We start from the raw sequence: 24,298 nt of genomic DNA, 5'->3' as shown, positions 1-24,298 counted from the left end.
ATCTAGACCAACAGAAGTTTTTAGCCCGCCAATGATGCAACAAGAGATTATGCCGTTTGACTGGTTATGCTCCTATTGACTTGTCAGACCCAAGCCCAGGGTTCACGCTGTTTGATACAAAACTTAAGTTAGTGGTTATTTTCCACTTCTGCGCCTCTATAGCTACTAGCAAAAAGCAACATATTGTAAACGAAGCGATTAACCGGACTTGGTATGAAACGTGGGTTGTAAGCTGTGATTCGTCACTAAGCCAGTTAAGCAAATCCAGGAAATACACTACTTAGGAATATCCAGATCGGGTTTGCCAAAGTTACCCAATTCCCTGGCTAAAGCGATATAACTTGACTGACGCTGCTCTTCTGAAAGGGGAGACAGTTTTTGTACAGGCAAGAGTCTAGTACCAGCAGTCGAAATCTCATACCCAGTTGCATTCGGTTGCGTAAAACTGAGAGCAGGGAAAACTATGCATTCAGATAATTCTGGTATAGTTTTCTCTTCCTTGATATTGTTCGCAACTGAATCAAACTTGGTATCGTTATCTTCATCGCTACTATCGGCAAGTGATACTTTGTAGGTTTTTCGCTCGAAAGGATAAGTCGGTAGCGGTACTCGACGAACATTCCAGGAAAATAGAGGTGTACTATTAAACCGAACTCCTGCGACGTACAACTTTGCAAGAGTTGCCAGCAAACGATTTACTGTCGGTTGCTTTTTGTCCGGATTTATCCAAACGTGGGGGTCATCCAAAACTCCCAATTGCTTTCTGACAGATAAGGAACCTCCCAGGTGCAAATAAACTCCTTCTTCGTCGATAACCTCTCGATAGCAAGCTGCGTCCAATGGCTGAGAGGTTTGCACCAGCGCTGCCAATTGTAAGCCAGGAACTTTGACAGGATGTCTAAAAATTCCTCCCGCAGTCACCAATGGGCAAGCCCAGGTAGACGCTAACGCTTCTTCCAACATTGGCACATTGTCAGGATTGATCCTTTTGTGTGTTTCTAGCTGTACGAGCAAAGTCATTGCCTGTTCTAATGTCATCATTCCCACTAGACAGGCTGCCACCAAAATACCCGTCTCTTGTGCCAGCAGGGTGGTGGGTTGAAGTTCCAGAGACATCAGCAACTGCCCCAACGCATATTGCACCGCAAAGGCATATGCTTTTCCTGCCAGCCCAGTTCGGTGGTGTCCATTCTCTTGGGTTAGCCCATGAACCCAGTGCTGTTGGCACTCAGCATAAGCTTGCTGAAAATCTGGGAAACGCTTTCCTAAAATCTCCACTTCCTCAGGCGCTAAGGGACTGCTGCCATCTATTACCAGGTGTATCGGCGTTACCCGTTGCGGATTGGCTCGACCGATGTAAATGTATGATCTTGTGTTTTCCGAACAGATGGCATCCAGAGCATCCAGCATGTGCTGACGGTCATTGACTAGTAAAGCCGCCTTGTTGGACAGTTCCCGCTGGGCATTGTTCATGGTGAAGCAGACTTGGGACGCTTCCTGTTTGGGGTTCTTGAGGATATGCTCGCGAAGTTGCCCAGCTACTTTTTTGAGAGCTTGTTGGTTGCGTGCTGTCAGAAATAACAGATAAGGGGAAGAATTGTTCGCTTCGGATTTGAACGTTGACAATACCGGGGATTGTTCAACAATAACGTGGCAGTTAGTTCCGCCAAATCCAAATCCGTTGACACCTGCACGAAATGGGCTACCGTTTCCAGACCAGCTCATACTTCTCTCGCCAACCGCATAAAACGGTGTATCGGCAAAATTGATATGTGGATTAGACTCCTGGAAGCCCAAAGTCCCAGGTATCTTACCATGCTGCATAGCTAGTGCCACTTTGATCAGACTGACAATGCCTGAGGCAGACAGCATGTGACCAATCGAAGACTTGACAGAACCGATGGCGCAAAACTCGCGATTGTCGGTAAAGGTGCGGAACGCCTGGGTCATCCCCTCAATTTCTACGGGATCTCCCAGCAGAGTACCCGTACCATGAGTTTCAACATAGGATACCGTTTGAGGATCGATACCCGCATTGCTGTAAGCTTTACGGATTGCTTCGGCCTGACCTCTGGGGTTAGGAGCGGTAATTCCCTGAGAGTGACCGTCATTATTAATGGCTGAACCTTTAATAACAGCATGAATAAAATCCCCATCTTCTATAGCCTGTTTAAGGGGTTTTAGGATTACTGCACCTGCACCCTCTCCCAAAACCATGCCGTTGGCACGGCGGTCAAAGGGGTAACAGGTTCCAGTTGGGGAGAGCGCCTTTACCTTGCTCAGAAAAGTATAGGGGCTAGGACTGAGATTGAGATTAACTCCACCCACGATAGCCATGCGGGTTTGACCGGCATGTAAACTTTCAGAGGCGAGATGCAATGCCACAAGAGAAGAGGAACAAGCTGTACTGACTGCCAGACTTGGTCCCTTGAGATCTAGACAGTGACTAACCCGCGCTGCAATTCCATTCAACTCGTTGCCAGCGGCTGTTTCAGGGAGGATTTCGCTCGGTTGCAGCACTTCTGTTAGGGTCTTTAGCAAGCGCTTGCGTTCCTGGGGAGACAAGGTACTGAACCAGGAACTTTCTTGCAAACGCCGACGCAATACCGCGTATTGTTGATAATTGATGAAGTGTTCTACATAGTTATTTTGTCCGCAACCAACAAATACGCCGATATCCTGTGTTCGGTATCTTCCGCCGTAGCCTGCCTGTTGTAAGGCTTGCCAAGCCACCTCTAGGAATAATCGCTGTTGTGGGTCTATTGCAGTTGCTTCGCGTGGGGAGATGCCAAAAAACATCGCATCAAAATCAAACGGACGCTCTATAAAACCACCATGTTTGCAATAAGTTGTGTGAGCAGAAGTTCCATTTTCTTCAAAGTAGTCCTCACTAGACCAACGCTCTGTAGGTACTTCACGAATGGCTGATTTTCCTGCCATAAGCAAGTCCCAGTACTGTTCTAAATTCTCAGCTCCTGGCACTTTGCAAGCCATACCGATGATGGCGATATCCTGTTCTTTAAATTCCTGTTCCTGAATGCTGAGTTTTGTTAGATTCTGGGTCTTCGGTTTATCTGTTTCAATGCTGCTTGTAGAGGCTTCTGCTGATGATGGGGGAGTGGCTGTCAGCACAGTTTTGGTGGCATATCCATACTGGCGTTCTAAGTAATCGGCGAGGTCATTGGGCGTTTGATACTCAAACAGCAACGTTGGAAATAGCTCTTCATTGAGAGTATTGCTGAGCTGTTTAATTGCTTCTATGGCACCAATTGAATCTAGCCCTAGCTCCTGAAACGTTTTATGTCCTTCTAGCTGCTCTTGGGGAATAGACAGATATTGAGCTAAGATTTCCTGAACCAGATGCCGCAGATTTTTGGATTTAGGTTGGGAGGTAGGGATATTCTGCAAAACGACAGTTGCTTCTTGGACGGGTGAAGATTGTGGTGCTACCTCAACTGCCTTTTGCTCAATCAAATCAATAATATGAATCACAGAAGAGCTATCCATGGACAGAGCTTTGATAAAGGCATGAACAGCCTGCTCTGGTTCCAGCAGATTAAGCCCTTTGGCTTTCGCCACTAGTACAAGCGCAAATCCACCGATTTTTGCCATCCCCTTATCGCGCCACAGGGAAAAATTAACAGCTAGCGATCGCCCTGATGCTCCCCCCTGAGTACGGTAAATCGCATAATTATCCAGAAAAGCGTTCGCTGCCGCATAGTCTCCTAAGTTAGCTCCCCATTCTGCTTTCGACGCCGCAGCGGACGAGATGACAACAAAGGATTTCAGAGGTTCATCTTGGGTGACATTATCCAGGATGATGGTTCCTTGAACTTTAGGCGCGAACACTTGTGTGACTGTGTCGGGTTTCTTTTGAGACAGTTTGAAGCTGGTAGTATCTTGAACACCCGCAGCGTGTATTACTCCATCCAGATGACCAAAACGGGCTCGGATGGTTTCCATCAACTGCTCCATACCCTCTGCATCCGTAACGTCTATAGCCTGATACATCACCGTAGCTCCAAGCTGCTCTAAGTCTTGAATGACTCGGATGCGTTTACTTGCGGTCGTGTCATCTCCAGCCAGCCTGTCCCAGTCCTTCTTGGGCGGAAGGGGATGCCGTCCAGTGAGCACTAAATTAAGGGGTGCTTGACTAACTAGCCCCTTTGCTATTTCTCCTCCCACATCACTGGTTCCCCCAGTAATCAACCAAGTTTCGCCTGCTGTTAGGACTGGCTGAGAGTTCCCAGTAGGAGATACCTCCATTCTTTCTAGAGTTCGGATCAATCGTTGTCCCTGGCGGATAGCCACAATACCTTCCTCAGAAGGTTTAGCTTTCATCTCCTGAAATAAAATTTTGGCTAATGTTTCTGAGGATAAGCTCTGGGGGGTTACATCTACTACTTTGGTTTGGATGGTCGCGTTTTCTTGAGCAAGTCCCTGGGCTAAAGTAGCTCCCATCACCTGATGTAATCCCTGAAGAGATTCAATGGCAGAGGTTGCATAGGCACCTTGAGTCACCACAAGGAGATCGATCGGACAATCTCGGTAATGCTTCATTAGTGCCTGTCCCAAGAACAAGACGCTGTACACACCTTCGTACAGTACAGGGTCATTTGAACTTACGGGCATCCTTGACACTAGAGCTTGACTGTAATTCCAAAGATGGATAGCCGCCGTAATCTTCAAACCATCTTCTTTAAGAACTCGAATTAGCCTCTCATAATCTTCAGGACAGGCAGGATTAATAGTAAAATTCCGTTGGTTTTTCTGTGTGAATTTTTGACCGGAAGCGACAAAGTAAATAGTGTACTGTTCGGCATCAAACAGCTTTTCTAAGTTTTTGGCGATCGTTTGAGAGTCCTTCAAGATGAGGATAGCTCCTGAAGGAATCTCTTTGGATTCGACAAAGGATTCTGGGTACCATTGCCAGTTATAAAACCCGTGTTGAGTTGCAGAAGCTGAGGTTCTCGCCTCGGAAATACTTTGTAGAGACAGGTTATTTGAATGTACTTTCTCCCTTGCTACCTTGCTCCCCTGCTCCTCTGCTGTTGCTTGTCCTGCGATAGATTGCAGCTTGGTTTTAGGGGGAGATTCCACAACTTTCTGCTCCTGCTGAACTCTTTGGCGACTGGAGCTTGTTTCCACCGCTTCAGTCTGAAGCCAGAAACTTTCTCGCTCGAAGGGATATGTCGGTAGCGATAGGCGTCGCCGTAAATAGTCCCGGTCAAATCCAGACCAGTTCACTTCCACACCACCAACGTATAACGCCCTTAAACTATCGAGCAATTGTAGCCAATCTTCCTGTCCTTTCTTTAGTGAAGGGAGCCAAACCCCGGCACCTTCGGGTAAACACCGCCGTCCCATCCCCGATAGTATGGGACTCGGTCCTATCTCAACAAACAGATCATAGCCCTGCTGATGAAGTTTCTCTATCCCCTCTGAAAATCTTACTGTCTCGCGGATATGATGACGCCAGTACTCAGCGAGCATCAGTTCATCTGCCCCCACCACTTGCCCAGTCAGGTTTGAAATCAGCTGAATCCGTGGAGATGAATAGTCTACCTCAGCAGCCGTCCGCTCAAAGTCATTGAGCATCGGCTCCATCAAAGGTGAGTGAAAGGCGTGAGATACATTTAGCTGAGTAGTTCTGACCCCCTCAGACGCCATCTGTCGCAGTACCGCCTGTACTGCCTGACGCGCACCCGAAATGACAATGTTCTCAGGACCGTTGATTGCCGCGATAGAAACCGCTTCAGCATAAGGCGATATGGCAACAGTAACCCGTGCCTCAGGCGCAAACACAACTGCCATCTCACCGTCGTGCGGCAAACGCTGCATGAGTTGACCTCGTGTGGCAATCAGCTTCAGTGCATCTTCTAAACTAAAGACACCAGCCACGCAAGCTGCCGTATACTCTCCTACGCTGTGACCCATGACTACATCAGGTTCTATGCCCCACAACTTCCACAACTGGGTCAACGCATACTCCAACGCGAATAGTGCGGGCTGGGTGTACGCGGTTTCATTGAGGGGCGAGGTCGCGCTAGATTCGGGATAGAGTACCGACAACAGAGGCTGATCGAGGTAGGGGCGCAGCAGTTCGTCGCAACGCTCCAGCGCTTGACGGAAGGTAGGCTGGGTATCGTAAAGCTGGCGTCCCATACCCACGTATTGGGAGCCTTGTCCGGTGAACAGGAATGCTACCTTGGGTTGCTTCCTGCTACGCACGTACCCACTCGCCAGTCCGGTAGGCTGCTTCCTGGCAGCAAAAGCACTCAATTGCTCGCGCAACGTCTCGGTGGATTCTACCGCGAGCGCAAGGCGGTGGGCAAAGTGCGATCGCCCTGTATTGGCGGTGAAGCAAACATCTACAAGCGAGACTTTACTATGGTTCGCTAAGAAGGCCTCATAACAGCAAGCCATGGCTCGTAAGGCATTCTCACTTTTAGCTGATAGGGTCAACATATGCAGGGGACGCTCGACATCGCTGATTGCTGGAATGAGTACCGGTGCCTCCTCCAGTACCATATGTACATTAGTTCCCCCCAGACCAAAGGAACTCACGCCAGCCAAAGCCGAACCGGATTTCTTAGACCACGGACTCAAGGTCTGCTGAACCCGCAAGGGAAGAATATCAAAAGGAATATGGGGATTAGGTTCCTGGAAATGGAGACTGGGTGGGATTTCTCGGTACTTGAGTGCCAGCGCAACTTTGATCAGGGCAGCAATCCCAGCTGCCGCTTCCAGATGCCCGATGTTGGTCTTAACCGAACCGATAGCGCAAGGGCTTCCGGGATAGCGGTCGTTTGCTAGCACGCCTCCCAGAGCCTTAGCCTCAATTGGATCGCCCAACAACGTACCCGTACCGTGGGCCTCTACGTACTGAACTTGACCTGGAGAGACACCTGCCCGCTGGTAGGCTTCCCGCAGTAGGGCCTCCTGAGCCCACTGGCTGGGAGCAGTAACACCATTGGTCAGCCCATCATGGTTAACTGCGCTGCCTCGGATGACTGCATAAATCGGGTCGCCATCGCTCAGGGCACTTGACAGGCGCTTGAGGACGACAACCCCAACGCCTTCGCCGCGCACTATACCGTTAGCTCGAGCATCAAAGGTTTTGCAGCGACCATCGATCGCAATCAGTCCCGCTTTGGTGTAAAATACGCTCGGACCAGGTTCGAGCATCAGGTTCACGCCCCCAGCTAAGGCAAGGGTGGACTCGCTCTGCCACAAGCTCTGGCAAGCTAGGTGAACCGCAGCTAGCGATGAGGAACAGCCAGTATCAACCGTCATACTCGGTCCGTGAAAATTAAACCGATAGGAGAGGCGGTTAGCCATCATAAAACCGCCGCTGCCTGAACCCGTATAGGCGTCGATGCTAGATGGATTTTTCATCTGCATCTGAGTGTAATCGTTCCACATGGCTCCGATAAACACGCCAGTTCGAGTGCCAGCTAGGCGTTCCGGCGCTATTCCCGCGTCCTCCAAAGACTCCCAGGACACTTCCTGTAAGAGCCGTTGCTGGGGGTCCATTGCAACAGCCTCCCTTTGAGAAATTCCGAAAAAGTGGGGGTCGAACCGATCAACCTGTTCCAGAAACCCACCCCAACGGGCACTCATTTTACCGGCTTCTTTAGGGTTCGGGTCATAGGAGGCAAGGAGATTCGGGCGGTCTGAGGGAATTTCTGTGATCGCATCCACCCCGTCTCGCAGAAGCTGCCAGAAAGCTTTCTTATCCTTGGCTCCTGGAAAACGACAGCTAATACCGATAATAGCTATAGGCTCCATTTCACCACCGCCCCCTGTTGACATTAACCTTGAGTTTTGGATTCAAAACTGAGACATTGACTTTGCCATCCAAATACTGGGCAAGAGTCTCAATAGTTGGGTAGTCCCATGTCAATGTAGGAGACAGTTTAATTTGAAGCCAATTTTCTAAGTCACCGGAAAGGCTTACTGCCGTCATCGAAGTTAAACCGTAGCAGGCAAAGGGTTCGTAGATGTCTATCCCATCAGGGTCTAACTCGAACTCCTCAGATATCTTAGAGATTAACCAGGCTTGAATGTCTTCTGCGCTCATAGACTCCTTTCCTTATTGTGCAAAGTCGTTGGTTCGTCAAAACCTTTCCTATTGGATAAGGTACAGAACTGACTGTTTTTCGCTTCTTAGAGTCTCATATCTAATTGGCGCAATTGTGTTTGGTTGTCTAATTTAGAGAGGGGCGACATTCGTGACTTCTCCTGCGTTGCTGCTTACAAATAAGTTTGGATTCTGCTGTGGGGTTGGGCTGGCTGTGAATAACGCTGAAACATGAGGCGATTTGATTTTTTTTAGCTGCTGAGACCACTGCCCTACTACGCTTAGGCTTTGAGCTAGAAACCCTGCTTTACAGGCATGGCGTTGAATCTTACCACTGGAAGTCTTCGGAATGTTCCCGGTCTTGAGTAGTACTACAGCACAGGCTTGGAGTTCGTGCTGTTCCGCCACCACCTGACGGATTATTTTAACCACCTCATCAACATTTAGATGCCGGAGGTATTGACGCTCTACCTCTTGTATGATCACCAGTCGTTCAATACCGTCCACCTCAATCGCAAAAGCTGCACCACAGCCTGACCGAAGAGCTGGGTGGCTCTGTTCCACTGTTAATTCAATGTCCTGAGGATAGTGGTTGCGACCCCCGATGATAATTAGATCCTTGAGACGACCAGTGACAAATAGTTCTCCGTCTTTCAAAAATCCCAGGTCACCAGTACGCAGAAACGGTCCCTCGCCCGAATTTGCTAGATAGGCATTGAAAGTCTTTTCTGTCTCCTCTTGTCGGTTCCAATAACCTTGAGCCACGCTCAAACCTGATACCCAAATTTCTCCCACTTGGTCAGGAACACACTGCGTCAGCAATTCTGGGTCAGCAATGACAATCTTCGTATCCAGAATCGCTTTCCCACACCCTACTAGATGCCTAACATTCTGAGCATCGTCAGATGTCTCCAAGACCCGATTTTGTTCCAGAGTATCTGCCTGAACCGTACAGTGAACCGGCTCATCTTTCACGCTACCGCCCGAAACCATCAGGGTGGTTTCAGCCATCCCGTAACAGGGATAGAAGAACTTGGTCTGGAAACCACAATCAGCGAAAGTGCGTGCAAACCGCTCTAGGGTCTCTCGGCGAACTGGCTCAGCACCGTTATAAGCGCTATACCAGCTACTCAGGTCAAGAGTCTCCCGTTGTTCGGGTGTAATTTTGCGAACACATAGATCGTAGGCAAAGTTAGGTCCGCCGCAATGGGTCGCCCTGTAGTGTGAAATCGCCTGAAGCCACCGAATTGGTCGTTGAAGAAAGTATACTGGCGGCATCAGGACACTCAGAAAATCTGTATACAAGGGTTGAATAATCGCATCTATGAGTCCCATATCATGGAAGCTGGGTAACCACGATACGGACACGCTGTCCGATGTGAGCTCAAATGCTTGCTTAATGTACTCCGAATTGTGCAGCAAATTGTTATGAGTGATCATTACCCCCTTAGGTTTGCCTGTAGAACCCGACGTGTACTGGAGAAACGCCAACGTGTCCTTGCTCAACGCTGGTTCCTGCCATACTTGTGCTAAATCGATAGGAATGTCGTCGGTGGCTAACAAGCGCAGAGCTTGTAGATCCGGAGCCTGGGTGAACTGTCGCTCTACATTGGACAGCGCACTTGTGGTGGTGAGCGCGATCGCTGCCTGTGCATCTGCCATAATCGCTTGAAGACGGAACAAGGATTGATTAGACCGGGGGGGATAAGCAGGGACAGCAACAACTCCAGCGTAAAGACACCCAAAAAACGCGGCAGTAAATTCCAAACCCTGTGGGTAAAGCAGCAGCGCTCGCTCTCCGCTTAATCCTAGATTTTGGAGCATAACGCCGATGGATCGAGCCTGCTCGTCTAAGGCTTGATAAGTCAAATTGGCTTCTTCGGTTTCTTCGTCCTGCAAAAAGGTAAAAGCAATTTTGTCAGGTTGATCTAGAGCTCTGTAGCGCAGGCATTTAACTAGATTGGAAAAATTAAAATTCTTGGGAGAGTCGATCATTTGCTCTTTCCTATAAATTTGAGTCTCAAGAAAAAAATCATCTTCAGCTACTCACAGGGGGTTTAAAAAGTTCAGATTCAGTGTTTCAATCAGCTTTATTAATTAGGTCGCAGACTTAACCTGTCAGTAAGCTACCTAAAAGCATTCGCAAGCTTTTCAATCAACTTCTCAGAAGTCAGGACGGTCGCTCTTAGAACTGCCGCCGTTCTGCTAGCCAATGTTCAAATGCTTTTCTGCGCTCTTCTGCTGCTTCTGCTCGTCTTTGGGCGTCTCTTTCTGTGTTTACCTCGGACAAGTTCACAGTTCTTGCCGTCAAGATAAACCCCATTTTTCCTTCTACTACAGCAGGCACAGCTGAATGATGAAGTTGCCAGATACTAAGAGGCTTCCAGCCCTGAAATCCCGGTTGTTCTATACCCGTAGCCTTCAAGTTTGCATCCAGATGGATAGCGCGGTAAGCCTTGTTAGTTTCGATGGCAACTCTCTTAAAGTTGAGCATTTTAGCCTCTAACTGACTAGATAAAGTGTTGATACTATCAGCCAGAGATGCTAGCTCTTGAATTCCTTCAGCCACCTCGATCTTTAAATTTTCCTGAATTTGCTTCTTTTTCAGTTCACTTAGCTTCTCTTGGTACTTAAATAGATCGGCTACATCGCTTTGCAATTGTGCTAAAGTTTCGTCAATACTAACAACTGTATGTTGAGGTATAGGATAGTTTTTCACAACAAAAATAGTCATATTTGAAGTTCTACGGAGGGTAGCAGGATAGAATAAAAACTCTTTCTTCTAGCCCAAGTTGTATTAAGCAATTGTTGCATTAATCGTTTTAGCTATAAATAATCAATCTGTATTTGGTCAACGGAACTTTTGAAAGAATGGCCCTATTAGGTAATAAGTGTATTAAGTATCTTGCATTGTCATCAGCAACTTATTGCACGTAAATAGAACTAGCGAGCCAACTGCGGGAACTTATATCAGTGCCCACCAAGGTAGAACTTATCGGGACTGAGACAAAAAATGAAGCAAAAATGGCTTCAAATTTAAAACTAGAAAGACTTTTGGCTCAAACGGGAATAAAGCTAGTATTGACAAGGATTTCAGGCGTTTTGAGGTCATCAACCTCTTTTCCTTGCCCAGAATGCTTTTCGGCCCATTAAGAGGCTAGAAAATGTCTAAGTCCCATTATCAAATTGAGAAGGAGTTACTGATAGCTTTATGATTCAGAACAACACTTTGTCCCGTGAAACACAGGTTCATATTTTTATTTGTGCAACACCAACTTTTAGCTATCTTGCTAAAAACAAGCTTAGGAAATATAAAACACAATTACCAGGAACAATATTTCGGAATAATTGAACATTATTTCGTTTTTGATTGGAATAGAAAATTTAACACTTGGGTAAGAGAATTCACTTTCCTTAGCGCTATCGACAGGAAAGAAACTCACCCGTTTCAGGTTGATTACTCGAACTTAGCCAACCCTATTTAGCGCTCACGGCTTGATCGCTTTACCCTAGCTGCCTCACACATCTTTATAGAACCCATTTGATATCTCTCACCCCGTTGACTTAAGGTAGCGCAAAAGCCATATCCTACTCACCATGCCGTACTCCAGCAGTCTCACCGACGAAGAATGGGAAATTCTTGAACCCCTCCTGCCCCAGATATTGCTGGTGAAGAAGCAGACAAGACCCTGTGGTTGGACGAAACGAGAGCTGTTGGATGGCATATTCTATCAACTTAAGAATGGCTGTAATTGGCAAGATTTACCCAAAGATTTGCCGCCCTACTCAACCGTCTATTGGCACTACAAGCAGTGGCGGGATGCAGGAGCTTTTCTGGTACTAATGACCGTCTTACATGGACAAGTGCGTGAACAAGTCAAAAAAAAGCCAAGTGGACAACGTTGCTGATGATTGACTCGCAAGCCGTGAAGAATACCTGCAATGCCAGTGTTGAGTCCAAAGGCTTTTGCTTTTACAAATGTACCAACGGCATCAAACGACATCTCGCCGTTGATACGCTGGGCTTTTTGTTTTTTACCCACTGCACGAAAGCCAATGTCTCCGATGACCAAGGCAAAATCCGAGATGTTGAGCCACAATCTCGACTACTTTCGCGCCAAACAAGTCAATATCCTCTTATATCACCATTCTGCTGGACAATGGCTATCATCCAGAGGTGGTGACGGCAGCTTTGCAAGACCTCTACCCCCAGATCATGACCAAGATCCGATTTGAACTGCCACTCAAACCGGCAAAAGCCGAAAAAGCAGCACTTGGGAAAACGGGATTTGTAGTAGTCGCAACTCGATGGGTCATTGAGGACTCAAATGCTTGGATGGAACGTTGCAAAAGTTTAGCTTAACCCGAAGTCAGGTTACTTAGATAAGCCTTTCTCCATGCTTGCGGAGTCATGCTATTGAATCGGCGAAACTGTCGGATGAAATGACCATGGTCGAGATAACCTACTGCCTCAGCGATCTGTTGCACCGACTGACTAGTCATAAGAAGTAAGCGATGAGCCTCTGCCATACGGCGCTTGATAATCCAGCGGTACACCGTCTGTCCCGTCTGTCGGCGCACTAGATCAGTTAAGTAAGCCGGGGAGTAACCCACTGCCTGCGCCACATCGCTTAGGGTAATCGGTTGGTGATAATTGGCTTCGATGAAGTGAAAGACTTCATTCAGATGGGGGAAAGTGCCAAATTCGACTTTGCTCTGCCGCAGCGCTTCCTCTAAAGCTGTACGCTCTTCCAGCCTAGACTCTACTGCTTTATTGGCTTTCTGTAAAGTTACCTCTACCTGCTTGCGTTGGGTAAGAGCGCGAGCAAAAATACAGTTATACTCCCTGCTATGATATTCCTCGTAGGTAACGGTGATTTCCACCGGAAAGCTCCAGCCGTCCTTAGTCCGATGTTGAGATTCAAAAATGAAGGAGCCTTGCTGCTTAATAGTTTTCCAGTGATTTGACCGAACTTTTAGTAAAAAGTCTGGGTCTATGTCATCCATAGTTAGGGAGAGCAATTCCTCACGAGAATACCCGAGCATTGTGCAGGCTGACTGATTAACGTACAGCAGATGTGTGTCTGGAGCTACACAGAAAACAGCATCTGTAACACGCTCCATTAGAAACTTAATAAGCTGTAACTCCTCTTCCGGTTGCGGTGTAAACTGAAGATTGCTTGACTCTGGAATGCTCTGATTAAAAGTCATACATCAACTCGCTACTACATTTTTTGTTCGGGCTCTGTTGCCCAAATTCGTGATGTTCTAAAATAGGGGTTACACATTGATAAAAATATGATTATGTGCTTTTATCCCTACCGATTGCAGAATAGGCGTTTAGCTTGCAAGCTTTCTTTCTATATTCTTCATGGGTGTAAGCTAGAGTAATTCATACACTTTTGGGATAGATAAAGTTGAGCGTTGTTAGGTAGATTGACATAAATAAACACAGCGTATTTGTAGACTGGAAATTGTCCATTATTCTCTCTGGAGTTTAACTACAGGATTTTGAATAAGTAATGCCCACCTTCCGTTCAATTGTGCTCATTTACTTACTTACTCGTCAGTGTTTAGGTCAGAATTATGCAGATAGTTACAAAACTTTTTAATTGTGCTCATTTACTTACTTACTCGTAAGCGTTTAGGTCAGAAGGCACTGGTCTTCTAAAGGATGGTTGCTAAAATAGTCATAGTGCGTGGATTCTGCCTATGAAGTACCCTCATTGCCAAAGTGAGCAGCCCGTGAAAAATAGCACTACTAAGATGCAAGATCAAAGCATCCAGCAGCAATTTGGTGACAATAGGACAAGAGATCGTCGAAAAAACACATACATGACATCCCATCAGTGATAGCGTAATGAAGCGTTGCAATAATTTCACTGACACTGTTACTGATAGAAGAATGAAGAAAATTTACCCGACAAAGAGGAGCTAAGCCACCAGAAAATCTTTGGTACAGCTCGCCTTCAGCAATCTCAATTCCTTGATTCTCATATTGCTTGTCTATGACGCGCAATGGAATTTCCTGTGTACCTTCCGATTCAAAATACAAGCCATCTGCTAGCTCAATCAGGTGGACTTGAAGCATTGGATGACCCTTTTGCACTAAATTGAGAGCCTGTCGGAGAATATCAGGTGTTAGTAGTCCTTCGATACGGGCAAAATTGACATCAATCATTGCTCTCAGATCGTGGAGAATTTCAAACAGATTCTCGATTAGACTAAGTTTCCTATTTAGGGAGTCCATAGTGATGCTGTGGGAACCTGTTGAATGTTTTCGGAGAGAGCTTGTTTCGCCACGTATGCAAAAAAACTCGCTTATTGTTGTGTTTGAGCCAAGACTGGCTTCCCCATAGATATGACCTGTTCTATAATGTCGGCGGCTCAATGCACTCCTCCTACACTAGCGATCGCATCTTGTAATCTGGTTGCATTGTTTTTGTAAGATTCTTCAGTCAGTACCCGTTGTATGGCATCTCGAAGCTTGGGAACAGTCAATCCGGATCGGGGCACAACCTCTCCTGCTCCTGTCCAAGCTATACGTGCGGCAATTCCAGGTTGGTCATTGGCAATCGGAATCGCTACCATTGGCACCCCATTGGTGAGGGATTCCAGAGTGGTATTTATCCCTGCATGAGTAATGGTGAGCGTCGCTTTTTGAAGCAGTTCTAGTTGAGGTGCATAACTTACAATTAGAGGTGAACCGGGCAATTCTGGTAGAGATTCCGGACTACCTGAACCACCCAGAGAAATCACCAACTGAGCATCCAACCCTACACACGCCTCAGCAATTCGCTGGAAAATCTCCTGCTGACGATTTTGTAAGGTTCCCATCGAAGCGTAAATCAACGGTTGCCCTGTTAATTTCTCATAGGGGAAAAGCACAGACTTCCGTCCCGTTGAGTTATGGTAAGGCCCGGTGAAATGGAAGCATTTGGGCAAAGTAGTGCGAGGAAATTCCAATTCCGCCGGCTGTTGACTTAACTGAGCCAGTTGGGAATAGAGTTGATTGGGATGAGAATGCAGAGGTAACTTCCATTCTTTGCGATAGTCATTTATCAACTCTCGGATGGGTTTTGTGATCCGACTGAGTAAAGAGTAAGCCATGCGATTTCGCAGACGTGCCCACCAGACAGGATTGTAACTCCAGGGGGTGTTAAAGGGGGGAACAGTTTCCTCTCGATTTAGCACCACAGCACTGCATACGGTAATGAAGGGAATCTCTAGGAAGTCTGCAACAGTCCCTCCCTCTGGTGAAGATTGGTCTACTAGTAGTGCCTCTACATTAGTTTCTTTAATGGCTTGCGGGGCATCTCGGAGAATTACATCCGCCCCCTGCTTCAGCAAATTGATAGTATATCGCAGGGCAGCTAACCCGCTAAGTTTTCCTAGCTGGGCAAAGGCTTGGGGCAATGCTCCTGCTGGAAATTCTGCCTCTCCAATTGCCCAGAAATCCAATCCTGCTGCTACTGTTTTTGGTTGAGCGTCGAGTAATCCGAAAAGAGTAACGCGATGACCACGCCGTTGCAGTTCGCGACCTAACGGGAGCATCGTGTTGAGATGGCCAGTTTCTGCCGGACAGATAATACCAAAGTGAGTCATGAGATTTTCCCTAGTAAACTAGCAGGAGTTGATCTGTAGGCTTTGAATCATCTTCTGTCAGAGGGTTTGCTAATACCAATTTCAAACCTTATCAAACCATGATTGAAGGATAGCTGAGGCTATGTCTTAAAAAAATCCCTCACAGTAAAATTTAGTTAAGAATGTTTGAACTAAAAATTAAGAATAGATTAATAGGTATATTTAGTAACAATTCCAGGCAATGCGAATTTTGATACCATCCCTCACCATATTGGTTTGTGTTTGTTGGGTCATCAGCTATCGTTCCTCATTCATTTTCATTACCATACCATACAAATATTGAATGTTAATAAATGAGGGATGAAAATAGCCAAGAATATGTTAGTTTTTGGGTAAGAGATTTTAATATATCCGATTAGCAATGATTCTAAACTCATTTCCCAAAGTTGTCAAAAGTATCCTCAAAGAGCTACCAAAAAATGATTATCCAGTTTTGAATAGCCGTCTTTTTGTTGAGTGTTGGCTAGCTTATGCGCTCGATAATAGCTTAACGATTATGCGGGATTTATTTAACCGATTAAACAAGACAGCATTTGATGTTGATATTTCAACTTTTTCCAAAGCTAACACTCATCGAAGTCTAGAACCGTTTCAGGAAATTTATCATCGTTTGAATCAATTAGTCCAGAATAAACCCCACAAAAAGTTACATGATAAATACGCAATTTGTCCAATTGATTCGACAGTTATTACATTGACAAGTAAATTATTGTGGGTGCTAGGTTATCATCAAGTCAAACTTTTTATTTCCTTAAATTTAGCTACAGGAGGACTAGAAGACAACCTAATCAGCTTTGGGCATAATCATGATTATAAATTTGGCTCAAAAATGATGTCTAAGTTACCAGCCCATGCTGTTGGAGTGATGGATAGAGGATTTGCCGGATTAAAATTTATTCAAGAATTAGTGCAAGAAAATAAATACGCAAGTTTTGCGAATTAAAAATAATTGGAAGTTAGAATTTGAGCCAGAAACCGGATTGGTAAAAATTGGCTCATCGACAGATGCTCAATCTTATAGAATGGTAATTTTTTGTGATTTGGAGACAAAACTGAGTTTCGCTTAGTGACTAATTTGCCTGTAGATGGAGACGCAGCAGTTTCTGATGATGAAATCAGAGAGATATATCGCTTAAGATGGGGAGTTGAATTATTAGGGAAGTTTTTAAAGATGCATCTAAAATTTGATAAATTGATTAGCAAAAGTGTGAATGATATTCTTATACAAATTTATTCGAGTCTCATTGCTTATCTAATTTTACAACTTATATCGATTTCCCAACAATGGGGTAATAAACTATTAGATAAATTTCGCTATCTCCAAGCTTGTATGTGTCAGAAAATTAGTTATGTCCATTGGTTTGAGGAGATAATGTTTTGTTAAGTAATTTTCCCTTGCTAATCTTACTCTACCTAAATATGTAAATTTTTGTATCAGTATTCAACGTTTCTGATTTTGATTGTATTAATTCCGATGTGGTTATCGCTTGTATTGATGCTTTTTCCCCAGTAGTGGATAAGCCAACAGTGATTGTTGTCGATCAATCATCTATTTATACCAGTGATGCCATTCTTGAGAAACAGGAAGAATGGCGAGAACGAAATCTTAGTATTTTTGAGTTACCCTCCTACTCTCCCGAATTAAGTTTGATTGAAATTTTGTGGCAGTTTATTAAGTATGAATGGATTGAGATTGATGGTTACTCTAGCTGGGAAATTTTTGTTGCATCTGTTGAAAAGATTTTGAGAGAATTTGGAAAAATCTATGTAATCAATTTTGTCTAGCTACTTAACAAACCTCGTTCCCTCTGTGCCTACAGTTCTTCCAGTTCCGCAGGGGGCCGGAAATCGAGACAGGGCTCGCCCTCAAAATTTCGGAGCGCCGAAGTCAAGCTTCACTCGGTAGGGAACCGGAAGTCGAGACAGCGATCGCGTCTAGGGAGGTTGAGCTAGGCATAACTTCTTAGCGAATGCTCACCCGTTAATTCTCTCTAATTACATTCGCTAAGACGTAGGACCTGACTACCCAACCTCGCCTGATTGGGGAGCTTTGACTTCCAAAGTCGCAATCATCGCCTGAACTTTTACAAGTTCGGCTGGCTGGAGTGACTCTGCTAGCTGTTGGGGGATCACTAGATTTCTTCTGCTTGCTCAAGATGTTTTGCGTCAAGAAACATTCTCCCATCAAGAGCAAACGTGACCGTACCTCCACTACAAAGCACAGTCATCGCTTCTAGTGTCACCGCTCCATAAGACATGGTTAAACAAAATAAACCCAGAGCGGTTTGAGTAATCGCACTGGCTGGGCGTAAACACACACTGATAACCTAAATAAACTTGACCGAATGTGCTTGCACACTAGAGAAATTAGAATTTATCCAAAAAATAAACCAAAATCTCTATCAATTTCGCGTGCAAATTCAACCTGCCCGCTTATAATTCTCTCAGGGCTCGCAAGTTTACTTAGCATCGGGTGCTTCAAAGACGACCACGTTCTCACAAGTAAACCCTTAAGTTACTTCAGCTTCCCGAAAAACGCTCTTTAAGAGCGCTATTGATAAACAACTAAATATTTGCCACGGGCTAGGAATTTTTTCCTAACTCAGAAGGTGCGAAAGTTTTGCTGACCAGATCACCAACTGAGAATGCGCGATGAGGGCTAACCACGAAATAAATCGTGGGGAGCTAGACCGTGGCATTTACATTTTACTTAATCTGGCTCCAAACTTGTCAACTTTTTTTGCCTAAGTTTGGTCAAAGATTAATTAAATTCCTCCCTCCAACGCCTCCATCGCGCACTACATATACTTTTGGAGGTTTTTATGGTGGCACCAACATCTACAAACAAATCTTTTTTTTCTCCCGAATATTTCCCAGCTCACCTGAACGAATGGATGGACGGCAGCGGAATCTCACCCGAAATCGCTTGCCTCAACCTCAAAAGTCTGGAGCACCCAACCAAAATTGCTCAGCTACTCTCCTGGAAAGCCTATAGTGGCACAGCTGGCTGGTACGTCCAAGGAATTGACCCGATAACCGGCGCTTCTCGGAATTTTGGGCAGTTCAAACCCGACGAGGCAATTCAGTTCCCTGACTCGGATAAACCACAAAAATATTTCAGTTTCCCCAAAGGCGCTGTCTCAGAAGCTATCTTCCTGCGAATTTCTTTGAGTGCTTGGTATTCGATAGCTTGTCGTTATGGGGTGTCTATGCCAGAGCAGGTTGAAATCAATGATTCTGGAGAAGCCCTTGGTTTCTGGGCTTGGGTACTAGAACATCCAGAAATCCCGATTAGCATCACTGAGGGAGTTAAAAAAGCTGCCTGCTTGCTTTCCGGTGGCTATGTGGGAATCGCTCTGACGGGTGTCTGGAATGGTCAACAAAAGAAACGGGCTCTGATACCGTCCTTACAACCTTTCATTACGCCAGGACGACAGGTTGACTTGGTATTTGACGCTGATATTGTGGTCAAGCCGGAAGTCCAATCCGCACTCAAGTTCTTGGGGCATCTTCTCAATGTTGCCAAAGCGATTGTCCGTATCGTCACTTGGGATTTACAACTAGGGAAGGGTTGCGATGATTTCATTGTGGCTCATGGTCAAGAGAAATGGGATGAAGTTGTGAATAACGCTACACCTTATAGTGAATGGCTCAAGAAACTAGAACAGCAGTTTCACGGATATCGCAATGCTGACAATCAGCGTCAAAGAACCGGAAAGATTCCCCCAGCAGACCTGGTGGCTCATGAAATCGCCGCAGAGTACCGCGAACAACTTGCCTTCAACGATGAAATCGGTTATTGGATGCGCTATGAAGCTGACAATCCCGGTATCTGGTCTATCGAGACTAATGAATATATGGAGTCGATTGTCGCCAAAATTTTGGATTCTAAAGGAATCAGAGGCTATGGGAGCTATAGCTATATCACCAATGTGGTGAAGAACCTGCGGGTTTTGCTGATTAAACGCAAATGGGTAGAGCCTTCTCCTAAAGAACTGCTACCTTTCCGCAATGGGGTTCTGGAAGTATCTACAGGTAAGCTCCTGCCTCACTCGCCAGGTTATCACCTCACTTGGCAGCTACCCCGCGACCATGACCCTAATGGCAGGAATTGGAGCAGGATTGAAGCGTTTCTCAACCACCTTTCCCACGGCAATGCAGCGATTAAGGAAACCTTACTGTGTTTTTGTAATGCTGTCTTAAAAGGGCGCAAAGACTTGCATAAGTTCCTGCACTTGATTGGTCTTGGTGGAACGGGTAAGGGAACGTTTGGACGGCTGCTGACTGATTTAATTGGGTCTGACAACATCTACAGCACGACTTTGGAGGATTGGTGTGGGAATCGATTTGAAGCTGCTAATGCTTATAGAAAGCGTTTAGTGGTGTTCTGGGATGAAGATAAGCAGACTGGGAAGTTGGGTAAGTTTCTTTCTCTGACAGGTGATGATTGGATACGGGCTGAGGAGAAGGGGAAAAAAGGCTTCCAGTATCAATATGACGGGATGACGCTGGTTTTATCTAATATTCCTATCTTCACGGGGGATGCTGCTTCGCGGATAGCGCGACGGGTGATTACGGTCCCTTGCAATAACTCGGTGTCAGTCCACTCACGTCGTGACCTGAATGCTGAGTTCGCGGGGGAGTTAGATGCTTTTACTAATCATGTTTTAGGTCTCTCGGATGCCCATGTCACTAAGGTGTTGATGGGGCTGGTGGATATCCCAGAATGCACGTTGGAGTTTTGGGAAAACCGCGCCCGTGTTGATTCTATTGCTGCTTGGGTCAATGACTGGGTAATTTACGATGTTTTGGCTATTACTCCGGTTGGTAACGATAAGGAGGAGGGATTAAACGGCACTCCTCGGACTTTGTACGGGTCTTATTGCTTGCACTGCAAACAATCTGGGACTTCTCCGAAAGCCAATAAGAATTTCAGTCCAGATTTATTGGAGTTGTGTCGGAGTGTCTTGGGTTGGGAGGTGTCGCGGAAGGTGACGAAGATAGGTAAGTTTATTCAGGGGTTGAGGCTACGTACTGATGTGGATCTGAATATCCCAACTCATGACTATTTGTTGATGCAGCGGGTGACAGATGAGAATTCTCTCGGTAATTCTTCAGGTGCCGGATTAGGTGGTGAATTAGGTGACAGGTCAGAAACTATACAGGGTATGCTTTCTAGCTTTGATGACGAATCTTCTCTTATTTATAAAGGAGATTGTAAGTCTGAATTAGTAGTGGCAACGGAGTGTAATTGTAAAGAAGGGGAAGTCAGTCAGCTGGCACTTGGTTTCAATGCTTTATCGGGTAAGGGTTTTGAGGAGCCATCGGGATTAGACACTTTATGCGTCACTTGTGAGGAATCTTTAGAGGTGGAGTTAGCCAGCTTAGAGTCACCTGTATTAGATGTGGTGTCTGATGCTGGTGAGGAGGCTCCGGCGTTGCAATTAGCTAAGTTACTGTTGCAGTGTCGAACTTGGGCTGAGGTTGAGAATGCGATTGCTTTATATGAGGCTTACGAAGATGAAGCTTGGAAGCTTTTGGAGCCGGAAAAGCAACGGCGGATTAAAAGTTTGGAGGTGGTGTCTTTACTCGAAGTTGGTTCGCGTGTGTGTATTGACCCAAGTTCTTGGAATCCTTTATCGCCTTATATCGGAAAGCTAGGTACGGTTAGGAAGGTGATGGAGGGTGGGTACTATGAGGTGCAGCCGGATGGGGAAAGTAAGCGAATCAGTTATGGAGTTGAAGACCTTAAACCTGTCCAAATGCAACTTGGTGTTGGGGGTATGGGAGCTGTAATCTAGGGTAGAGCGACTTTTTAATTGTCGCGGAGGCATATTAGTGTCGTTAAAGCAGCAAAGCTAAACTTAGCTGCTTTTGGGCTTGGAGCCAGGGCACGCAATCCTTTGGAGCTGATGATAGGCCGCTCGCGCAAACTTTCTGTGCAATCTTGCAGTAGAGCGACTCCGCGCGAACGACACGAATTTGTCTCGATGTCATTTAATTTGGCACTGTACATCTACTCTCGCATCTGTTGCCTTTTCACCAACACTTTTATCAATTCGGAGCGGTTAAAATTAGCTTGCTCTAACAGCTGCGCGATCGCTTCTTCCACAATTACTTCCTTGTAAGGAGCATTGGCTTTTCCTAGTTCTAGCTGGAGCATTAGATGCAGTTGGTCTAGCTGATGCAACACCGTTTCACCAAGCTGAAATGTAGACTTACGCAGTTTTGGCTTTTCAAAGGGCTGACTGGCTGGCTTTCCCTCGACTGAAGAGGTTTGGAGTTTAGCTTGCTGACTGGTTGGTTGGTCAGACAGTTGACTTGTTAGGTTGTTATCTTCCTGACTTCCTAACACGCCAAGTTGCTGACTGCTTTGCTTGTTGTCTGACAAGGTTCTAGCTGACTGGCTAATCTCCTCAAACCCAGCTAGAACCTTGTCAGTAGAAGAAAGCGGGTCATTCTCATCAGTTAATCGGGCACGTCGTTTTACCATCAGTCTTGACTCCGGTGAGGCAGTGCAGTTATTACCTTGGCGATCGCCTGATAAGGCTGCACCAGTTTTGCTTCCCTGGCATAAAGATGAATCGGCTCCCCTGCCAAGTTCGACTCAGAAAACTTAATTGACTTAGGTACCGGCTCAAAAATTACAGTGTCTTTTAGCCGCTTTTTTAGAGAAGCTAAGACATCCTGGGTCATGATAGTGTTCATCTCTGCCATCGTTGGCAGAACCCCTAATATCTGTAAATTTGGGTTGAGTCGCCTCTGCACGCTCTGAATTGTTTCGAGAAGAGCTGCTAATCCTTTGAGGGCAAAAAACTGACACTGCACTGGAATTAACACTGCATCAGCCGCTGCCAAAGCATTAACGGTCAATATTCCCAGAGAAGGCGGGCAATCAATCAAGATGTGGGGAAATTGGCCAATAGCAGGTTCTAGGCGCTCTTTGAGGATATAGAAGTTGCCTACTTTAGTGAGGATTTCTGTTTCTCCCTTAGCAAGCGTTATATCAGATGGAAGTAAACTTAGACCGCTTTTGGTTGGCACAACCGCATCGCAGACATCCACCTGCTCCGTGATTACGTCATAGCAGCTGAGTTGGCCGTCGGCTACTTCCACTCCTAAACCCGTCGTCAGATTTCCTTGGGGGTCAAGGTCAACGGCTAAACAACTGGCACCCTGTTTAACCAGTAGCCCTCCCAAAGAGATAACGGAGGTGGTTTTGCCCACGCCTCCTTTTTGGTTAGCGATTGCAACGATCATTCACTAGATAGCTGATTTATAACTTCTCAGCTTACTGGCAAGCTATCAATATAGCAAGTCAAATTTACAGCAAGTTAACTTCTTGAATAGTCAACAAGTCAGGAAGTCAACAAATTAACTTCCTAACTTGTTGGTGGTAGGCGAGTAAGCCACGGAGTATATGGGTTTTGGGTATAGACGATATTTGCGACACGCTGTAGTACAGCGCATTATGGAAGAAGACGTTGCCACTTCAACAAGTCAATCATGAGCAAAGAAACCATCACCTTTCGCTTGGATACTGAAAAAAAAATCGCTCTGGATGAAATTGCGTCGGGTATAGAGCGAGATCGCTCCTTTGTTCTCAACCAGGCAATTGATGCTTATCTGGAAGTCCATTCCTGGCAGCTAGACCATATTAAAGAAGGTCTGCGTCAAGCGGATGCTGGCGAGTTCGCTAGCGACGAAGAAGTAGCTGCTGCCTTTGCTAAATGGCGCAAGTAACTATCGCTTGGACTCGCCTCGCTGTTGCCGATTTGAACCAGGCTTATGCCATGTGCCCGAAAATTGTGCTTCATTTTAGCGACTGTGTTATTTAGCTTTCCGGCTAGAGTTGAGAATACTACCTACACTCCTCAGCGAGGGCAACTCAAAAAGCTTTGACCGAAAATACTATCTATACTCCACAGCCTAGTAGCTCTGAGCGCAAACAGATTCTAGATGCCTTGCACCGACCAGTGGCAGCTTCCGCTAAAGTAAAGCGGTTAGATTCAAAGTGGAGTGCCTAAAAGTGCTAGAGAGTTAGGCATTCATGCAAGGGATTCCACAGCAGCCAAGCGGCAAACCAATCAAGTACAGAGGGGCTCCTTATTGAGCGCTATCGAAGCCGGGGCATTTGATGATGGATCTGCGCTCTGTTGCATAAACAGAATAGGCGATGGTAGTAATATCTCACCGTTCGCTCATTTGGATGACCCAGTAACCAAATAGGTAGTGCTCAAGATGTAATGATAGAGGAGTAGAGTTTCTTGCTGTTCTCCTCCCATGCCTGCGTGTCCCATTTGTGCGTCTTCCAAAACGGTCAAGAATGGTCGTATCCACAACGGTAAACAACGGTTTAAATGCCTTGACTGCGGACGACAGTTTGTCCTCCAACCGACTAAAAAAGTGATCGACCAAGCAACACGGGAGCTGATTGACCGATTGCTGTTGGAACGCATTTCTCTGGCTGGAATCGCTCGTGCCGTCCAGGTTTCTGAACAATGGCTGCAAACCTATGTTAATGAGAAATATGCTCAGGTGCCCCGAAGCGTGCATACGGCACCCAAAAAA

At 46.0% G+C, this 24,298-nt stretch carries 15 protein-coding genes and 2 pseudogenes; 7 read left to right on the top strand and 10 right to left on the bottom strand.

Translation table 11 applies throughout. From position 1 onward, the window contains the following. Positions 1–276: 276 nt before the first annotated feature. The 4 genes from NDI42_RS20765 to NDI42_RS20750 all read right to left on the bottom strand — a co-directional run bounded on the left by NDI42_RS20765 (position 277) and on the right by NDI42_RS20750 (position 10,817). Positions 277–7,791, bottom strand: a complete 7,515-nt coding sequence (locus NDI42_RS20765) for a type I polyketide synthase (protein WP_199310908.1) — start codon at positions 7,789–7,791, stop codon at positions 277–279. A 1-nt stretch (position 7,792) separates the two neighbouring features. Then, positions 7,793–8,083: an acyl carrier protein gene (locus NDI42_RS20760; protein ID WP_190450729.1), complete on the bottom strand. Its 291-nt coding sequence runs from the start codon at positions 8,081–8,083 to the stop codon at positions 7,793–7,795. Positions 8,084–8,215: 132 nt separating this feature from the next. Next, positions 8,216–10,078, bottom strand: a complete 1,863-nt coding sequence (locus NDI42_RS20755) for a fatty acyl-AMP ligase (RefSeq protein ID WP_190450728.1) — start codon at positions 10,076–10,078, stop codon at positions 8,216–8,218. Positions 10,079–10,268: 190 nt separating this feature from the next. Continuing rightward, entirely contained in the window at positions 10,269–10,817 is a 549-nt protein-coding gene (locus NDI42_RS20750; protein WP_190450727.1) for a hypothetical protein, read from the bottom strand. 863 nt (positions 10,818–11,680) lie between these two features. Between NDI42_RS20750 and NDI42_RS20745 the strand changes: the two genes are divergently transcribed. Both NDI42_RS20745 and NDI42_RS20740 read left to right on the top strand, forming a co-directional pair. Then, positions 11,681–11,992, top strand: a complete 312-nt coding sequence (locus NDI42_RS20745; protein WP_190450725.1) for a transposase — start codon at positions 11,681–11,683, stop codon at positions 11,990–11,992. After that, a pseudogene (locus tag NDI42_RS20740) lies at positions 11,992–12,446 on the top strand (transposase). The gene NDI42_RS20745 and the pseudogene NDI42_RS20740 overlap by 1 nt, the downstream one beginning before the upstream one ends. Here NDI42_RS20740 and NDI42_RS20735 read toward each other — a convergent pair. The 3 genes from NDI42_RS20735 to NDI42_RS20725 form a co-directional block, all read right to left on the bottom strand. Further along, positions 12,443–13,294: a helix-turn-helix transcriptional regulator gene (locus NDI42_RS20735; RefSeq protein ID WP_190450722.1), complete on the bottom strand. Its 852-nt coding sequence runs from the start codon at positions 13,292–13,294 to the stop codon at positions 12,443–12,445. The pseudogene NDI42_RS20740 and the gene NDI42_RS20735 overlap by 4 nt on opposite strands. A gap of 550 nt (positions 13,295–13,844) precedes the next feature. Next, positions 13,845–14,333 (bottom strand): non-ribosomal peptide synthetase family protein, encoded by a 489-nt coding sequence (locus NDI42_RS20730; RefSeq protein WP_199310907.1) that lies wholly within the window; start codon positions 14,331–14,333, stop codon positions 13,845–13,847. Between the two features lie 137 nt (positions 14,334–14,470). After that, a complete protein-coding gene (locus tag NDI42_RS20725; protein ID WP_190450721.1) occupies positions 14,471–15,688 on the bottom strand; it encodes a glycosyltransferase in 1,218 nt (405 codons plus the stop codon). Positions 15,689–16,088: 400 nt separating this feature from the next. Here NDI42_RS20725 and NDI42_RS20720 point away from each other — a divergent pair. Both NDI42_RS20720 and NDI42_RS20715 read left to right on the top strand, forming a co-directional pair. After that, positions 16,089–17,111, top strand: a pseudogene (locus NDI42_RS20720) (IS4 family transposase). 41 nt (positions 17,112–17,152) lie between these two features. Next, positions 17,153–17,512 (top strand): transposase, encoded by a 360-nt coding sequence (locus NDI42_RS20715; protein WP_313930555.1) that lies wholly within the window; start codon positions 17,153–17,155, stop codon positions 17,510–17,512. 347 nt (positions 17,513–17,859) lie between these two features. Here the strand turns inward: NDI42_RS20715 and NDI42_RS20710 are convergent, their stop codons facing one another. Then, positions 17,860–18,045, bottom strand: coding sequence for a hypothetical protein (locus NDI42_RS20710; protein ID WP_190450720.1), 186 nt, complete (start codon positions 18,043–18,045; stop codon positions 17,860–17,862). 504 nt (positions 18,046–18,549) lie between these two features. Here NDI42_RS20710 and NDI42_RS20705 point away from each other — a divergent pair. Further along, positions 18,550–21,528 (top strand): DUF3854 domain-containing protein, encoded by a 2,979-nt coding sequence (locus tag NDI42_RS20705; protein ID WP_190450718.1) that lies wholly within the window; start codon positions 18,550–18,552, stop codon positions 21,526–21,528. Positions 21,529–21,743: 215 nt separating this feature from the next. Here NDI42_RS20705 and NDI42_RS20700 read toward each other — a convergent pair whose 3' ends face one another. Next, positions 21,744–22,220 carry a hypothetical protein gene (locus NDI42_RS20700; RefSeq protein ID WP_190450716.1) on the bottom strand — a complete coding sequence of 159 codons (477 nt, stop codon included), beginning with the start codon at positions 22,218–22,220 and terminating at the stop codon, positions 21,744–21,746. Beyond that, entirely contained in the window at positions 22,220–22,987 is a 768-nt protein-coding gene (locus NDI42_RS20695) for a ParA family protein (protein WP_190450714.1), read from the bottom strand. Before NDI42_RS20695 ends, NDI42_RS20700 begins: the two co-directional genes overlap by 1 nt. A gap of 246 nt (positions 22,988–23,233) precedes the next feature. On the opposite strand from NDI42_RS20695, the gene NDI42_RS20690 reads away from it, so the two are divergent. Further along, positions 23,234–23,470 (top strand): CopG family ribbon-helix-helix protein, encoded by a 237-nt coding sequence (locus tag NDI42_RS20690; RefSeq protein ID WP_190450712.1) that lies wholly within the window; start codon positions 23,234–23,236, stop codon positions 23,468–23,470. Between the two features lie 540 nt (positions 23,471–24,010). Beyond that, positions 24,011–24,298, top strand: a 288-nt coding sequence (locus NDI42_RS20685) for an IS1/IS1595 family N-terminal zinc-binding domain-containing protein (protein ID WP_190450710.1), incomplete at its 3' end; no start/stop codon positions are given.

The sequence above is a fragment of the Funiculus sociatus GB2-C1 genome, from assembly GCF_039962115.1.
In the GTDB taxonomy this organism is placed as follows: Bacteria; Cyanobacteriota; Cyanobacteriia; order Cyanobacteriales; family FACHB-T130; genus Funiculus; species Funiculus sociatus.
This window is presented reverse-complemented; position numbering and strand designations above follow the sequence as displayed.

What these genes read in the sequence shown, in the direction of transcription:
- NDI42_RS20765 (WP_199310908.1), bottom strand. Translation starts at nt 7,791, where the DNA reads ATGGAGCCTATAGCTATTATCGGTATTAGCTGTCGTTTTCCAGGAGCC.
- NDI42_RS20760 (WP_190450729.1), bottom strand. Translation starts at nt 8,083, where the DNA reads ATGAGCGCAGAAGACATTCAAGCCTGGTTAATCTCTAAGATATCTGAG.
- NDI42_RS20755 (WP_190450728.1), bottom strand. Translation starts at nt 10,078, where the DNA reads ATGATCGACTCTCCCAAGAATTTTAATTTTTCCAATCTAGTTAAATGC.
- NDI42_RS20750 (WP_190450727.1), bottom strand. Translation starts at nt 10,817, where the DNA reads ATGACTATTTTTGTTGTGAAAAACTATCCTATACCTCAACATACAGTT.
- NDI42_RS20745 (WP_190450725.1), top strand. Translation starts at nt 11,681, where the DNA reads ATGCCGTACTCCAGCAGTCTCACCGACGAAGAATGGGAAATTCTTGAA.
- NDI42_RS20735 (WP_190450722.1), bottom strand. Translation starts at nt 13,294, where the DNA reads ATGACTTTTAATCAGAGCATTCCAGAGTCAAGCAATCTTCAGTTTACA.
- NDI42_RS20730 (WP_199310907.1), bottom strand. Translation starts at nt 14,333, where the DNA reads ATGGACTCCCTAAATAGGAAACTTAGTCTAATCGAGAATCTGTTTGAA.
- NDI42_RS20725 (WP_190450721.1), bottom strand. Translation starts at nt 15,688, where the DNA reads ATGACTCACTTTGGTATTATCTGTCCGGCAGAAACTGGCCATCTCAAC.
- NDI42_RS20705 (WP_190450718.1), top strand. Translation starts at nt 18,550, where the DNA reads ATGGTGGCACCAACATCTACAAACAAATCTTTTTTTTCTCCCGAATAT.
- NDI42_RS20700 (WP_190450716.1), bottom strand. Translation starts at nt 22,220, where the DNA reads ATGGTAAAACGACGTGCCCGATTAACTGATGAGAATGACCCGCTTTCT.
- NDI42_RS20695 (WP_190450714.1), bottom strand. Translation starts at nt 22,987, where the DNA reads ATGATCGTTGCAATCGCTAACCAAAAAGGAGGCGTGGGCAAAACCACC.
- NDI42_RS20690 (WP_190450712.1), top strand. Translation starts at nt 23,234, where the DNA reads ATGAGCAAAGAAACCATCACCTTTCGCTTGGATACTGAAAAAAAAATC.